We start from the raw sequence: 15,719 nt of genomic DNA on the forward strand, positions 1-15,719 counted from the left end.
AAGGGAAATTTCCCTTCAGGTCGTACCACCCGATTCGGTAGGCGATTCGCGCCTGGCGATCACGTGGGCGAAAGAACCCATGACGCTGCCCGCGCGGCGTCCCATGGGGGGGAGCGGCGTGCCGTCGGCTGCGGCGGCATCGAACAGGGGCTCGCCGGCACCCTCCGACAGCACCGTCGCGTAGTGGAACTCATGCGCCGCCAGCGGCCCGTCCCAGGGCCCCGGCTCGCGCGGCCTCAGTTCCCGGTAGCCGAGATGGAGGCGCCGTTCCGCGAAGGAGGTTTCCAGCGGCAACAGCCCCGCCATCCGATGACGCACGCCCTCGGCGTCGACGAGCCCCTCGCCCAGGACCATGTAGCCCCCGCATTCGCCGTAGACCGGCACCCCCAGACCGGCCGCGCGGCGCAGGCCGTCCAGGAAGTTTCCAGCCATCGCCAGCCGGCCCGCATGCAGTTCCGGATAGCCGCCCGGGAGGAAAACCGCATCGGCCTCCGGCGCGGGCGGTTCATCGGCCAGCGGCGAGAAGGGCAGGATCTCGGCGCCCGCGCGTCGCCAGCCGTCCAGCAGATGCGGGTAGGCGAAGCAGAAGGCGATATCCCGCGCGACCGCGACGCGCTGGCCGGGCGGCGGTAGCGCCGGCGGCGCAGATGCTGCGGCCAGGGGCCGGGCCAGCCGTTCCAGGCAGTCGAGGTCGACACACTCGGCGATCAGGTCGCCCAGCGCATCGATCGCCTTGCTCACCCCTTCGATCTCGGCTGCCGGCACCAGGCCGAGATGCCGTGAAGGCATGGCGAGATCGGCGCGCCGCTGGACCGCGCCGAGCACAGGGATATTCAGCGGCGCCAGCGCGCCGCGGATCAGGTCGGCGTGGCGGGCGCTGCCGACCCGGTTGAGAATGACCCCGGCGATACGGATGTCCTCGCGATGGCTGTCGAAGCCCCTGACCAGCGCCGCCGCCGACTGCGCCTGATGGGCGGCATCGAGCACCAGAACCACCGGCAGGCCGAGCGTTGCGGCGAGGTCGGCGGTGGAGCCGCCGCCCCCGGCTGCACCGTCGAACAGACCCATGACGCCTTCGATCAGCAGCAGACCCGCATCGGCCGCCTGCGTCGCGGCAAGGCCGCGCAGCATGTCGGACGTCATCGCCCACGGGTCCAGGTTCACCGAGGGCGCGCCGCAGGCCAGGGCGTGGAACATGGGATCGATGTAGTCGGGGCCGCACTTGGCCGCCCGCACCCCGCCGCGGCGGGCGAAAGCCGCCAGCAGACCGATCGTCAGCGTCGATTTGCCCGACGCCGAAGACGGCGCAGCGAGAATCAGCCCCCCGGCGGCCGTCACCGGTCAGCCGGCGTCTCGGGAGCCGCGCCCCAGCGCCTGAAAGACATCCTGAGGCGCGGGCGCGCCGGCCTGCCAGTCGAGGACGCGGCGCAGCGGCACCACGCCGCCGACGCAGATCAGGGCGGGCGGCGTGATCCCCTCGGTCTCGACATCGTCGGCCGCCTCGCCAAGCGTCGTCTCCAGCACCCGCTGGGTCGGCAGGCTGGCGTCGCAGACCACCGCCACCGGTTCATCCGGCGAACGGCCGGCGGCCATCAGCCGGCGCGCGATATGGTCGAGATGTTTCACCGCCATGTACATGACGATGACCGGGGAGCCTTTGGCGATGGCATCCCAGTCGATCCGCGAGGGCGCCAGACCGTTCTGGTCGTGGCCGGTCAGAAAGGTCACTGCCTGATTGACGTCGCGGTGGGTCACCGGAATGCCGGCATAGGCGAGGCCGCCGACTCCAGCGGTGACGCCGGGAATGATGCGGAACGGCACGCCGGCCTCCGCCAGGCTCAGCGCCTCCTCGCCGCCGCGCCCGAAGACGAAGGGGTCGCCGCCCTTGAGCCGCAGCACGCGCTTGCCCTCGCGCGCCAGCTCGATCAGGCGGAGCGAGATGTCGCGCTGTTTTGGCGACGGCTTGCCGCCGCGCTTGCCGGCATACTCGGTCGGCACGTCCGTCCGCACCCAGCCCAGGATACGGCTGTCGACCAGGGCGTCGTAGACGACGACGTCGGCCTGCTTCAGCGCCGAGAGCGCGTGCAGGGTAACGAGGCCCGGATCGCCCGGCCCCGCGCCGGCCAGCCAGACCCAGCCCGGCAGGAACTCGGGCCAGACCATGTCGGTGCCGGTGTCGATGTCATGGATGTTTCGCATCGCCCTCAGCATAGCGCGGCGGGGCCGCCGCGTCCTTCCATTCGCGGCGTCTAGTCGTCGCGCGTCTCGTCGATTTCGCTGATCAGCGGTTCGTGGCCGGTGGCGCGGGCGAAGGCCACCAGGTCATCCGGCGCGATCTGCGTCGTGGCGTCGTTGCGCAGCGGATGGAAATTGAGCGGATCGATGTCCAGCATCTCCTGGTCCAGCACCAATGTGACCTCACCGCGGTGATCGTTGATCACCGAGAACGGCGTCACCGACCCCGGTTCGATACCCAGCTTCTCGCGCAGCAGATCCGGCTTGCCGAAGCTGAGCTGCGCCGCGCCGAGACGCTTGCGCAGCGCCTTGAGATCGACGCGGCGGTCCTCCAGGCAGACCACCAGCCAGAGCGCGCCCTTCTTGTCCTTAAGGAATAGGTTCTTGGTATGACCGCCCAGCAGGTCCCCGCGCAGGTCCTTCGCCTCCTCGACGGTGAAGACCGGCGGATGATCCACGGTACGGGTTTCGATGCCCAGCTCGTCCAGCCGCGCCATCAGGCTCTCGCGCGTCGCCGTCATGCTCACCTCCCCTGAAAGACCGGCTTGCGCCGTTCCGCGATGGCGCGCTGGCCCTCCTTGAAGTCTTCCGAAACGATGCACGAATGGACGCCCAGCATGGCCTTCTCCTCGTCCAGGTCGCCGCGGGCCACGGCGTTCAGCACCGATTTCATGCCGCGGACGGCCAGCGGCGCCATGCCGGCGATCTCGGCGACATAGCCGGCGACGAACGCGTCGAATTCCGCCGGCTCCACCAGGTGATCCAGAAACCCGACCCGCTTCATCTCGTTGGCGTCGAAGGTCTCGCCGGCGAGATAGAGCCGCTTTGCCGGCCCGAGGCCGATGCGCCCCACGGCCCGGCGCAGGCCGCTGATCTGGTAGTGAATGCCGAAGCGCGCGGGCGGAATGAACATGCGCTGGCCCTTCTGGCCGATGCGGAAGTCGCAGGCCATGGCGACGTCCGTTCCACCACCATAGACGGAGCCGTTGAGCGCGCAGACAGTGGCCCCGGGGAAATGCTCCAGGGCATTGGAAAGCCGGCTCAGCGGATCATCGTCCCACGGCCACTGGTCGCCGACACCGCTCAGGTCGGCGCCGGAGCAGAAACTCCGCCCGCCCGCGCCGGTCAAGACCAGCACGCGGATGGCGCGATCCCCGGCGAGGCGCTCGATCACCTCGGCGACGTCACACATGGTCGGCACGTCGAGGGCGTTGTGCTTTTCGGGGCGGTTCAGCGTCAGCTTGACGACGGAGGCGGCGCGATCGACCAGAAGGGCTTCGGACATGTCGTTTTCCAGCTTGCTTCGGCCCACGAGGGGCGGGAATCTGCGTCAAGACCGTGCGATTCTTCACTTTATCCGGTCTGGTTGGCGGTATAGGTAGATCATTGGCTGCCGCACTGTCCATCGGCAGGCGGCGCGAACAGAGGGGGGAAGTTTGAGCGGAAACGACGACTTTTCCGTCCGCTTCTGGGGGGTGCGCGGCTCCATCGCCTGTTCGGCGCCGGACGTGATCCGTTATGGCGGCAACACCTCCTCCCTGGAAGTCCGCGCCGGCGAGCGGCTTCTGGTCTTCGACGGCGGCTCCGGCCTGCGCTATCTTGGCAAGCAGCTGGCCGCACAGCCCCCCGGCGACGCCGACCTGTTTCTGACCCACACCCATTTCGACCATGTCTGCGGCCTGCCCTTCTTCGTGCCCTTCTTCATTCCGGGCTGGAAGTTCCGGGTCTGGGCGGGCCACCTGCTGCCGGCGCTGACGCTGGAGCGGGTGCTGCACGACATGATGATCGCACCGCTGTTCCCGGTGCCGCCGACGATCTTCAATGCCGACATCGATTATCGCGATTTCCGCGCCGGCGAGGAACTCGTACCGGCCGACGACGTCGTGGTGAAGACCTGTCCGCTGGAGCACCCGAACGACGCCACGGGCTACCGCGTCGAGTTCGACGGCCGCTCGATCTGCTACATCACCGACACCGAGCATCCGGCCGAGGGCAACGATCCGCGGCTGGTCGAGTTCCTCAGGGACGCCGACATCGTCATCTACGACGCCAGCTATACCGACGAGGAATACAAGCAGCGCGTCGGCTGGGGTCATTCGACCTGGGAGGCCGGGATGCGCCTCTGCGACGCGGCGAACGCTAAGACCTATGTCGTCTTCCATCACGATCCCGAACATGACGACGATTTCATGGACGGCATCGCCCGGGACGTCGAGAAGGCCCGGCCCGGCTCCGTCGTCGCCCGCGAAGGCATGGTGCTGAGGCCGTAGGACAATGACGGAGAAAGCCTCCTTCGAGGCGCGGCGCCGGGAGATGGCGCGGCGGACGCTCTCCGGCGAGGCGCGCGAAGGCTGGTTCATTCCCTATCGGCACGCGGCCGACGCCAGGCCCGAAGCCGTGGCTCCGGCGGTGGAGCGGATCTTCGCGGACGCGGCGGACCGCTTCGAGGCGACGCTCGACCTGATCGCCGGATACCGCGAGGCGCTGCTGGCCATCGGCGCCGACGACCCCGCGCCCGCGCCCCGCTGGGACCAGGACTGGTTCGCCGGACTGGACGCGGCGGCGGCCTATGCTCTCGTCCGCGACCGCCGGCCGGCCCGCATCGTGGAGATCGGCTCGGGGCATTCCACACGCTTCATGGTCCGCGCTGTGCGCGACGGCGATTTCGATTGCGCGATCACCGCCATCGATCCCGCACCGCGCGCGGATATCGCCGCCCTGCCGCTGACGCTGGTGCAGGACATCGTCCAGAACGCGGACCGTTCGGTATTCGCGGCGCTGAAGCCGGGCGACGTGCTGTCGATCGATTCCAGTCACATCCTGATGCCGGGGACGGACGTCGATCTGCTGTTCGGCGAGATCGTTCCCGCCCTGCCCGCGGGCGTGCTGGTGCACGTCCACGACATCTTCCTGCCCTGGCCCTATCCGGAAGACTGGGAGGCGCGGGGCTACAACGAACAGAACGCGCTGAGGCCGCTGATTGCCGCCGGCGCACTGGAACCCCTGTTCGCCAGCCAGTACGCCGCGCGGGCGATGACGGGGCTCTGCGGTCGGCTGACCGGCTTCATCCCGCGTCCCCGCCCCAATCACGACGCCAGTTTCTGGGCCATCCGCGCCTGATCCGCCACAAGAGAAAAAGGCCCGCCGGACGCATTCGCATCCCGCGGGCCCCGTTCCCGAATAGCCGGATGAAACGGCGCTACTTCGCCTCGGGCGGAACCAGCGCTTCAGGAATGTCGACGCCCTGCTCCTTGTAGTAGCGGTAGGCGCCGATATGCAGCGGCACGTTCATCTCGTTCAGCGCCGTATTCAGGGTGATGGTCTTCATCCAGGGCGCGGTCTGGTGCACCTCATCCAGATTCTCGAAGAAGGTCCGGACCATGTCGTAGACGAGATCCTCGCCCAGCCACTTCTGGGTCTGGATGCCGACCCAGGAGCCGATGGTCTGCACGGCTTCCTTGTTGACCTGGTTGTCATAGGATCCGGGCGGGATCTCCCAGATGGTCCGGCCGGGATATTTCAGCGAAGCCTGGATCAGTTCGTGATCCATCTTGTCCGCCGGAATGCCCAGGAAGCGGATCTCGCGGATCAGGCCGAACTGCTGGATCTGCGGGCTGGGCATGCTGGTCGGCACGACATAGACGTCCATCTGACCGTCGAGGAAGGCGGTCTCCGCCGAAGACCAGTCATAGCGCATGATCTCGAAGTCCTCGCCGGGCTCGTAACCGGTGACGGCCTTGACCACGTCGATCATGACCTTGGTCGCTGCGCCGGCGGGCGGGCCCAGGAAGACCTTCCGGCCCTTGATGTCGTCCAGCGTCTCGATGCCGGAATCGGCATAGGTGACGATCTGATACGGGCCAAGCGGGTAGTTGATCATGCCCCGGAGCGTGGCGTTCATTTCCGGCGCGTCGTCCACCTTCGCGAACATCGCCGCCTTGTTCTGCATGTACCAGTTGATGGTCGGCGCGCCGGTGTAGAGATCGACCTGCTGGCGCGCCGCGTCGACGGCCGACTTGGTCGCCGGCTTGCCGGTGGAGATCTGGATCTCGATCGGCAGGTATTTCTGAACGACCTGGCTGAACGCGATCATGAACTGCCCGACGGTGGTGCCGGCGGGATTGCTGTCCATGGTGAGAAAGGTCTTGTCCTGCGCCAGCACGGGCGCGCCCGCCAGGCTCAGGCCCACGCCGATGGCGGCGGCCCTCAATAGATTGCGACGTTGCATGACTTCGGATTCCTCCCCTTCCTTGTCAGGCGGCAGGCGCAGGCGCGACCGCCACCCCGTCCCGGATAATGTAACCGAATTAATTCATCTGTCGCAATCCTCCTGCGCGCCATCTCCAGCGGCCGGAAAAAGAAAGGGCGGCCCCCTGCGGGACCGCCCCTCGCGTCTCGCGGTTGGCCGTACCGTCAGACCAGGCCGATGAAGTCGTCCTCGCCGATGGAGCTGGTGTAGGTGTCCTCGATCCGGATCGCGCCGTGATCGCCGACCTTCACCAGGACGTCGCGGCCGACGTCGATGATCCGGATGTCGCCAAAGGAGACGCCGAGCTGGCTGACATCCATCCTGTCGCCATCGCTCTCGCACCAGTCGCTGATCCGGTCATAGCCGAAATCCTCGCCGGAGAAGGTGAAGATGTCCGCGCCCCGGCCGCCCTTCAGCACATCGTCGCCGGCGCCGCCGTCGAGGATGTCGTCGCCATCATGGCCTTTCAGGGTATCGTCGCCGCCGAGACCGCTTATCAGGTCGTCGCCATCGGTGCCGTCGAGCCGGTCCCGCCAGCGCGAACCGACAATCTCGTTGCGGGCCGGCGCCTCGAGGCCCACGAAGTCATCCGCATCCAGATAGCGTTCGTCGAAGTTCTTGAGCCGGATCTGGCTGCCGTCGGCGAAGTCGATCAGGGTATCCCGGCTCCACCACCAGCCGCTGGAGCTGATCGAGAGATCGTCGAACGCCAGCCCGAGGCCGGTCAGGTCGATCCTGTCGCCGCTGCCGAAGTCGCAGATGACGTCGCGGCCGAAACCGCCTTCGCCGAAGACGAAGGTATCGTCGCCGCCGCCGCCGGAGAGGAAGTCGTCGCCGAGGCCGCCATGGATCACGTCGTCGCCGCGCTCACCGTCGATGGTGTCGCTGCCGGCGCCGCCGTACAGCGTGTCGTCGCCAGCGCCCGACCAGATGCGGTCGTCGCCCGCCCCGGCATCGACCAGGTCGGCGACGCGATCGCCATAATCGGTGTCGAAGACATCGTCGCCCGCGCCCAATTCATAGGCCATTTCTGTCTCGGCGCCGTAGATCGTGTCGTCAAAGGCCGTGCCGCGGAAGGCCTCGACCTCGATGAACACATCGCCCAGGGCCTCGCCCGCGAGTCCGCCTTCGCCGGCATAGCGGAAGGCGCCGCCGATGCCGTAGCAATCGACGTCGGAGAATGCGATGGCGATCGCATCGCAGGCCTCGGAGTAGTCGGCGAGGTCATAGCCGGCCTGGCCATGCAGGGTGTCTGCGCCCTTGCCGCCCACCAGCGTGTCATCGCCGTCGGCGCCACAGACGAGATCATCGCCCGCGCCACCGCTGACGAAATCGTCGTCCAGGCCGCCGTCGATGAAGTCATCGCCGGCGTCGCCATAGATGGTGTCATTGCCGTCGCTGCCGAACAGCGTTTCCTTGGCGATCTGCTGCAGCGAGATGTTGTCGACCAGCGCGCCATAGGTGTCGTCCGACCCGCGGCCGATCAGTTCGAGGTCGGTCGCGCCGTACTGGAGCTGCACCTCGAACTCATAGGTTTCCCAGCCGACGCAGTCGGAGGAGAGCACCGCCACCGTCTGACCGCCGATGCGGATCTCCAGCTGGCTGGTCTCAGAAGTGTCGGTCCACCAGCTCTTGTAGCGCGGCGAATAGTCGACCTTAAGCAGATAGGTGCCGTCGACGGGGACGTCGACGTTCTGGACCACCGTGGCGTTGGTCGACCAGTCGCACCAGTGTTCGGGATGGGAATCGAGCTCGATGAAGGAGTTGTCGTCCGGCGTCCAGGGCGTGCCCCAGTGGCTGCCTTCCTGGACCTCGATGGTGCTGCGCGTCGCGGCCCACCCGTCGATCTGGTCGAACGTGCCCCAGTCGCCGCGGTTCAGCGCGCCGTGGCTCTCGAAGTCGCCGTTCTCGATCAGGTTCTCGCCCAGCAGGACCTCGTTGTCGCCGCCGTAGATCAGGTCGTTGCCGAAGCTGCCGGTGATGAAGTCGATGCCGTCGCCGCCATAGACGATGTCGTCGCCCTCGCCGGCCTGGACGAGGTCGGAGCCGTCGCCGCCGCGGATGGTGTCGTTGCCGAGGCCGCCCACGATGTCATCGTCGCCCGCGCCGCCGTCGATCTCGTCGGCGCCGTCGCCTCCATCGAGCGTATCGTGATCGGCGCCGCCGTCCAGCGTATCGTTGCCGCCGCCGCCCTGGATCGAATCCCGCCCGCCATCGCCGTTCAGCAGGTCGTTCTCTTCGGCGCCGACCAGGGTGTCGTTGCCGTCACCGCCGTTGAGCTCGTCATCGCCGCCGCCGCCGCGCAGCAGATCGTCGCCGGCATCGCCGAACAGCGTGTCATCGGCGATGTCGCCGTTCAGCAGATCGTCGCCGTCGCCGCCGGAAAGGACGTCGCTGCCCGACTCTCCCAGGATCGTGTCGTTGCCGGCGCCGCCGTCCAAGGTGTCGTCACCGGCGCCGCCGCGGATTTCATCGTCACCCGCGCCGCCGTCGGCGAAGTCGTCGCCGTCCTCACCCAGAATCAGGTCGTTACCCAGGCCGCCTTCCATGGAATCGTTGCCCGCGCCGCCGGTGACGAAGTCGTCGCCGTCGTCGCCATGAACGCAATCGTCGCCCTCGTCGCCGCGCACGGTGTCGTCGCCGTCGCCGCCGTAGATATCATCGTTCTCGGCGCCGCCACGGATTGTGTCGTTGCCCTCGTTGCCCTCGGCGTAATCGTCGCCATTGAGCAGCTGGATCACGTCGGCGCCGGCGCCGCCTATGACGATGTCCTGGCCGTTGCCGCCGCGGATGTCGTCATTGCCCGCACCGCCATTCAGTTCGTCGTCGCCGTCCTCGCCGAAGATCACGTCGTCGCCGTCCTCACCGTCGACCGTGTCATTGCCGCCGCCGCCGAACAGCAGATCGTCCAGCAGCCCGCCCACGATGTCGTCGGCGCCGTCCTGCCCGAAGACCGTGTCCGCGCCATCGCCGCCGGAGAGAATGTCGTCGCCAAGTTCGCCGACGATGCGATCGTCGCCCGCCTGGCCATGGATATCGTCGTTGCCATCGCCGCCGCGCAGGTCGTCGTTGCCGTCGCCGCCTTCGATGTCGTCATTGCCGCCATTGCCGTTGATGACGTCGTCGCCCTGACCGCCGAACAGGAAGTCGTCGTCGTCCTCGCCGCTCAGCGTGTCGTCGCCCTCATTGCCGTTGAGGTCGTCGCTGCCCGCGCCGCCGAAGATGTTGTCGTTGTCCGCGCCGCCCTCGGCGTAGTCGTCGCCGCCATCGCCGCGGAGCGTGTCCTCGCCATTGCCGCCGAACAGCTCGTCGACGCCATCGCCGGCTTCCAGCAGGTCGTCGCCGTCATTGCCGACCAGGATGTCATCGCCCGCGCCGGTCTCGATTTCCTCGTTGGACGAATCGCCGGCCACGAAGTCGTCGCCGTCGCCGGTCTTGACGATCTCGATGGAGTCCAGCGTGTCCTCGCCGAAGTCGTCGCTGTTGGCCAGGCCGTTGTCGTCACCGGCCGCGCCCAGGTCGACGTGGACGTCGCCGTCGGTGCCGCGGTAGTCGACCTCGTCGCGGCCACCGCCGCCGAAGAGTTCGTCGTTGCCGGCGTCGCCCTTGATGGTGTCGTCGCCATTGTTGCCGCGCACCGTGTCGTCGCCGTCATTGCCGACCAGGCTGTCATTGCCATTGTCGCCGGTCAGACTGTCGTCACCGGCGCCGCCGAAGACCCGGTCGTCGCCCTCGTCGCCGCGCACCACGTCGTTACCGCCGCCGCCGAGCGCATTGTCGTCGCCGTCGCCGCCGCGCACCGTGTCGTCGCCGGCGAGGCCGTTCATGGTGTCGTCGCCGCCGCCGCCGAAGATGCGGTCATCCCCGGAGGTCCCCTGCAGATTCTCGGAGGTCTCATCGCCGTTGATGGTCGCGAAGGCGATGCCGCGCTGTACGCCCAGAGCTGCGATTTCGGCAAGAAGCGACATGTCGGTCTCCTGTGTGTCCCGATCCGGAACAGTTTTTCTAATTCTGCTCTACGATGTCCGGTCGGGGCCGGCCCATCGCGGTTCCGTTACCAAATCCTGAAGACCGCCATGCCAGCGCCATGCCAGACGCGGGCGGCGAGCGGGAATCGTCCGGAACAGGGGAGCAGGCGCGGGAGCCGGCCCGCGCGGCGGTCAGAGCAGGATCAGGAGATCACGATCGCCGTCGATGACCTCGTAGGTCTCGCCGCGGCTGTCATAGCGGAGCGAGCTGCCGACCTCGCCCAGGCCGTCCATCAGGTTGATCTCCGCGACGACGCTCGGATCGAAGGTGATGGTGCCGCCGCCGTCGGCGAAGGCGGCCGTCCAGGTGCCATCGCCATTGTCGCGGAAAGCGACCTCGTCGAGATCCAGATCGCCCTCGCTGTCATGCAGCTCCAGGGTGTTGTTGTTCCACTTCCGGTCGCTGATGACGTCGTCGTTCGATCCGCTCTCATCGCGGCGGAAGATATAGAGATCCTCGCCGTCGCCGCCGTCGAGGAAGTCGTTGCCCGCGCCGCCGATCAGCGTGTCGTTGCCGCCGCCGGCCGACAGGGTGTCATCGCCCTCGCCGCCATCGAAATAGTCGTTGCCGTGATCTGCGGTCAGGCTGTCATTGCCGGATCCGCCGATGACCGTGTCATTGCCGTTGCCGGCGATCAGCGTGTCGTCGCCCGCGCCGCCGTCCAGGCTGTCATTGCCGTTGCGGGTCTCGAGGAAATCGCCGCCCGCGCCGCCCAGCAGGGTGTTCTGGCCCTCGCCGCCGATCAGGCGGTCGTCACCATCACCGCCGTCCAGGAAATCGGCCGCGTTGCGGCCCTCCAGCGTGTCCGAGCCCGCACCACCGAAGAGCTGGTTCAGGCCCTCGCTGCCGTTGATCTCGTCGTCGCCGTCGCCGCCCTGGATCGTGTCGGCCGCATTGCCGCCGTCGATCGTGTCGTTGCCGGCGCCGCCGTCCAGAAGGTTCTCGCCTTCGCTGCCCTTGATCTCGTCGTCGCCCTCGCCGCCGCGGATGGTGTCCGCCGCGTTGCCGCCATAGAGCTTGTCGTCGCCGTCGCCGCCTTCGAGGGTGTTGAGCCCTTCCGAGCCATAGACCTTGTCATCGCCGGCGCCGCCGAAGATCTCGTCTTCCCTGTTGCCGCCGCGCAGTTCGTCGTCGTCGTCGCCGCCATGAATGGTGTTGACGCCCTCGCCGCCATAGACCTTGTCCTTGCCGGCCCCGCCGACCAGCAGATCGGCGTTGTTGCCGCCATAGAGCTTGTCGTCGCCGTCGCCGCCGAAGAGGGCGTTCTCGCCGCCATTGCCGTAGAGCTGGTCGTCGCCGCCCAGGCCCACCAGCGTGTCGTCGTCGTTCCAGCCGCCGTAGAGCTTGTCCTTGCCGTCACCGCCATGCTGTGCGCCTTCGGCGTTCTCGATCTCGCTGAAGTCGGGCGCCTCGCCGTCGCCGGGGAAGAACATCGCCTCGCCCGCCAGCATGGCCGGCAGCACGCCCAGCAGGGTGACCGAGTTCGCGCCCGCGGTGATCACCGTATTGCCGTTCGATTCGGTGATCTGCACGTCGCGCCGCGTGAAGCTGGTGCCCGAGAAGTCGAGCAGGTCGCCGGCCTGGAAGTCGGTGATGACCTCATGGCCGAACTCGTCGCCGTTCAGATAGAACCAGTCATCGCCGCCGCCCCCGGTCATGGTGTCGTTGCCGGTGCCGCCGATCAGCAGGTCCATGCCCTCGCCGCCGTCGATGCTGTCATTGCCGGCGCCGGCGTTGATCATGTCGATGCCGTCACCGCCGAAGATGGTATCGGCGTTGGCCCCGCCCAGAATGGTGTCGTCGCCTTCGTCGCCGTGAATCAGGTCGAAGCCGACGCCGCCGTTCATCTCGTCGCCGTCCGCGCCGCCGAACAGCTGGTCGTCGCCAGTGCCGCCGCCGACGAAATCCGCGCCAGCGCCGCCGTGGACGGTGTCGGCATTGGCGCCGCCGGCGACCGTATCGTCGCCGTCGCCGCCATCGATCAGGTCGTCGCCCGAGCCGCCGAAGATGCGGTCGATCCCGGCCTGACCGCTGAGCGTGTCGCCGCCGCCCTCGCCGTGGATGGTGTCGTCGCCCTCGCCGCCGTCGGCGATGTCATCGCCCACACCGGCCAAGATCTGGTCGTTGCCGGCGCCGGCGTTCAGGGTGTCGTTGTCGCTGCCGCCGCGCAGGTCGTCATTGCCGTCGCCGCCTTCCAGGCTGTCCTCGCCGGAATTGCCGACCAGCTTGTCGTCGTCCGCCTGACCCAGCAGGGTGTCGTTGCCGGCGTCGCCGGTGAGGAAATCCTCGCCATCGCCGCCCTCGACGCGGTCGTCGTTCTCGCCGCCGCGGACCACGTCGTGGCCGGCGCCGCCATATACGGTGTCGTTGTCCAGGCCGCCGCGCAGGGTGTCGTCGTCGGCCCCGCCGGTCAGGACGTCGGCGCCGTCATGGCCGAACAGCCAGTCGGTGCCGTCGCCGCCCTCGATACTGTCATTGCCGCCGTCGCCGCGGAGCTTGTCGAAGCCCGCGCCGCCGAACACCAGGTCGTCGCCGTCCTCGCCGCGCACCAGGTCGTCGCCATCGCCGCCCCAGAGGCTGTCCGTGCCGGCGCCGCCGCGCACGTCGTCGTTCGCCTCGCCGCCTTCGATGGAATCGTCGCCGTCCTTGCCGATCAGCTTGTCGGCGCCCAGACCGCCGATGATGACGTCGTGGCCGTTCTCGCCGACAAGGATGTCGTCGCCATCGTCGCCCCAGAGCGTATCGTCGCCGTCGCCGCCGCGGCCGTAATCGTTGCCGCCGCCGAAATCGAAGGTTTCCGAACCCTCGCCGCCGATCAGCTTGTCGCGCGTCTCGCCGCCGACGAAGCCCTTCGGCTCCGCCTCGGCCACCTTCAGCAGCACCGGTTTCTCTTCGCCCTGAAGTTCGCCCTTGCCGGCCTGCTCGTCGTCCGCAGGCCTGTCGTCTCCCGCGCCGCCCTCGAGCGTGTCCCCGCCGCGTTCGGCGAACAGGGTATCGTCGCCGACATTGTCGCCGCCCCGGAAGAGATCGCTTCCGCCCAGCGTGTCGCCGCCGTCGTCCGCGACCTTCTCCTTCTTCGGGTCCTTGTCCTGTTCGGCCTTCTTCGGCTGTTCGGCCGGCTGGTTCGCCGCGCCGGCCTTCGCATCCTTGCCGGCGTCGACACCGTCATCGGCCTGTTCGATCTTCCGGGCCTTCTCTTCGGTCCGGGCATTCTTTCCGGCAGCCTCCGCGTCGCGGTCCTCGCCGTCCTTCTCCTCGGCGCGCTTGCGCTCCTCATCCTTGTCGCGGCCCTTGCCGCGCGCCTCGGGCGCGTCGTCCTCGTCGCGCTCGTCCTTGCGGGTCCGTTCGTCGTCCTTGTCGGCTACGCGTTCGCGGCCATCGCGATCCTTCCGACCCTCGCGGCCGTCCCCATCGCCGTCTTCGTCGCCGCGGCCCGGGTTCCTGCCGCGCTCGTGATCCTCGTCATCGTCGCGGTCGTCCTCGACCCGCTCCCGCCCGACGCCCTTGTCACGGCCGCGCACGATCTCGCCGCGGTCTTCGTCATCGCGGCCGCGGTTCTCTTCGCGCTCTTCCTCGGCCCGTCCCCGCTCGACGCCCTTGTCACGGCCGCGCACGATATCGCCGCGCTCGTCTTCGCGCCGATCATCGTCACGGCCGCCGCCGCGCTTGCCGGATGAGTTGCTGGCCATGATATCCTGTACCAATTCGAAACAGTCGAAGCCCGAATCCGGACCGGTTGCGCCACCCTGAGGCGTCCCGGGGCCATGCTGCGGCCCGAACACGAATATACTGGCAAGATACGGGCCGGTCTGCTGTCCGTCAGCCGGCGAACATCACATCTCAGCGTTCGAGGTTGATCCGGCTCTTGCCGTCGGCCTCGATCTCGACATCGAAGGTGTTCAGCAACCGCGAGACCATCATGTAGAAACCGATCGCCATGGTGAGTTCCACCAGGCCCTGGTGACTGAGCTTCGCCCTGAGCGGTTCGAAGGTCGCGTCGGAAGCGCGGACATTGTTCACCACGTCGTCGGTGTAGGCGAGGATCAGTTCCTCGTCCGCATCGAAGGCGTCGGTTTCCGGCCATCGGCCCACGGCAGCGATCTTCTCCTCGGGGCCGCCGACGGCGCGGGCCAGCGCCTCGTGCTGGAAGATCTCGTAGGGCGCGTTCGACAGGTGACCGACCCTGAGGATCGCGAGTTCCAGCCACCACTTGTCGATGTCTGATTTCCTGAGCAACGCGTCCGAAAAGGACACGAAACGCCGGAACTCGGGCGCCGCGTGCGCCAGCATGCGCATGACGTTGATGGGCGGCACCTTGGCGAGCAGGGCGGCGACGTCCTCCGGCGCCTCGGCCGGATCGACATAGGGAATACGGGCCATCTCTATTTACCCGTGAAGTTGGGACGCCGCTTCTCGCGGAAGGCGTTGACCGCTTCCTGGTGATCGTCGGTCAGGTTGCTCATCAGCTCATAGGAGATCGAAGTGTCCATGATGGAATGGGCGAGTTGCTTGAGTCCGATATTGACCGAGACCTTGGTCCATCGGATGGCCTTGGAGGCGCCGCCGGCCAGCCGCTTCGCCATCTTGTCGACCTCGGCGTCCAGCGCGTCCGCGGCGACTGCGTGGTTGACCAGACCCATGCCGGCGGCCTCGGCCGCGCCCACCAGCTTGCCGGTCATGAGATATTCCTTGGCCCGGGCATAGCCGATGAGCTGCGGCCAGATCACCGCGCCGCCGTCGCCGGCCACCAGGCCCACCGAGACGTGCGGATCACCGATCCGCGCCGTGTCGGCGGCAATGACGATGTCGCAGAACAGGGCGATCGTCGCGCCGAGACCGACGGCGTCGCCGTTGAGGCGGCAGATGATCGGCTTCTCCAGGTCCAGCAGGCCGAAGACGATCTGCTTGGCTTCGTAGGCGGTGGTCTCGAAGCCCGCGGGCTCGTCGATCCCCTCCTGCATCCAGTCGATGTCGCCGCCGGCGCAGAACGCCTTGCCGGCGCCCGTGAGCACGACGATCTCCGCCTCGTCGCGCTGCAGGTCGTAGAACAGCGTGCTCAGTTCCGTGTGCAGCCGGGCGTTGACGGCGTTGAGCACGTCGGGACGGTTGAGCGTCACCGTCAGGATCTTGCCGTCACGGCTGAACGAAATGCATTCGTAGTCGTCATAGGTCATGATGCGGCCCCTCCCCCGAGCCATGCCGGATT

Annotated in this window: 11 protein-coding genes; 2 read left to right on the plus strand and 9 right to left on the minus strand. The window is 67.7% G+C overall.

Translation table 11 applies throughout. The annotated features are described in order from the left end of the window. Positions 1–15 precede the first annotated feature (15 nt). The 4 genes from TEF_19175 to TEF_19190 are packed head-to-tail and all read right to left on the minus strand — an operon-like array spanning position 16 to position 3,520. Positions 16–1,338, minus strand: a complete 1,323-nt coding sequence (locus TEF_19175) for a cobyrinic acid a,c-diamide synthase (protein ANK82683.1) — start codon at positions 1,336–1,338, stop codon at positions 16–18. 3 nt (positions 1,339–1,341) lie between these two features. Then, the gene (locus tag TEF_19180; protein ANK83607.1) at positions 1,342–2,199 is read right to left on the minus strand and encodes a uroporphyrinogen-III C-methyltransferase; all 858 of its coding nucleotides are present in this window, start codon (positions 2,197–2,199) and stop codon (positions 1,342–1,344) included. Between the two features lie 50 nt (positions 2,200–2,249). Then, entirely contained in the window at positions 2,250–2,756 is a 507-nt protein-coding gene (locus TEF_19185; GenBank protein ANK82684.1) for a DNA-binding protein, read from the minus strand. Positions 2,757–2,758: 2 nt separating this feature from the next. After that, positions 2,759–3,520, minus strand: coding sequence for a hypothetical protein (locus tag TEF_19190; GenBank protein ID ANK83608.1), 762 nt, complete (start codon positions 3,518–3,520; stop codon positions 2,759–2,761). A gap of 151 nt (positions 3,521–3,671) precedes the next feature. On the opposite strand from TEF_19190, the gene TEF_19195 reads away from it, so the two are divergent. Both TEF_19195 and TEF_19200 read left to right on the plus strand, forming a co-directional pair. Beyond that, the gene (locus TEF_19195; protein ID ANK82685.1) at positions 3,672–4,505 is read left to right on the plus strand and encodes an MBL fold metallo-hydrolase; all 834 of its coding nucleotides are present in this window, start codon (positions 3,672–3,674) and stop codon (positions 4,503–4,505) included. A 43-nt stretch (positions 4,506–4,548) separates the two neighbouring features. After that, positions 4,549–5,355: a hypothetical protein gene (locus TEF_19200; GenBank protein ANK83609.1), complete on the plus strand. Its 807-nt coding sequence runs from the start codon at positions 4,549–4,551 to the stop codon at positions 5,353–5,355. 79 nt (positions 5,356–5,434) lie between these two features. Here the strand turns inward: TEF_19200 and TEF_19205 are convergent, their stop codons facing one another. The 5 genes from TEF_19205 to TEF_19225 all read right to left on the minus strand — a co-directional run bounded on the left by TEF_19205 (position 5,435) and on the right by TEF_19225 (position 15,687). Next, positions 5,435–6,463 carry a hypothetical protein gene (locus tag TEF_19205; protein ID ANK82686.1) on the minus strand — a complete coding sequence of 343 codons (1,029 nt, stop codon included), beginning with the start codon at positions 6,461–6,463 and terminating at the stop codon, positions 5,435–5,437. Between the two features lie 185 nt (positions 6,464–6,648). Next, positions 6,649–10,452: a hypothetical protein gene (locus tag TEF_19210; GenBank protein ID ANK82687.1), complete on the minus strand. Its 3,804-nt coding sequence runs from the start codon at positions 10,450–10,452 to the stop codon at positions 6,649–6,651. A gap of 192 nt (positions 10,453–10,644) precedes the next feature. Continuing rightward, the gene (locus TEF_19215; GenBank protein ID ANK82688.1) at positions 10,645–14,202 is read right to left on the minus strand and encodes a hypothetical protein; all 3,558 of its coding nucleotides are present in this window, start codon (positions 14,200–14,202) and stop codon (positions 10,645–10,647) included. Positions 14,203–14,353: 151 nt separating this feature from the next. Next, complete coding sequence (locus tag TEF_19220) at positions 14,354–14,893, minus strand: hypothetical protein (GenBank protein ANK82689.1); 540 nt, start codon at positions 14,891–14,893, stop codon at positions 14,354–14,356. Positions 14,894–14,895: 2 nt separating this feature from the next. Further along, complete coding sequence (locus tag TEF_19225) at positions 14,896–15,687, minus strand: enoyl-CoA hydratase (protein ANK82690.1); 792 nt, start codon at positions 15,685–15,687, stop codon at positions 14,896–14,898. Between the last annotated feature and the right edge of the window lie 32 nt (positions 15,688–15,719).

This window comes from Rhizobiales bacterium NRL2, from assembly GCA_001664005.1.
Classification (GTDB): Bacteria; Pseudomonadota; Alphaproteobacteria; order Minwuiales; family Minwuiaceae; genus Minwuia.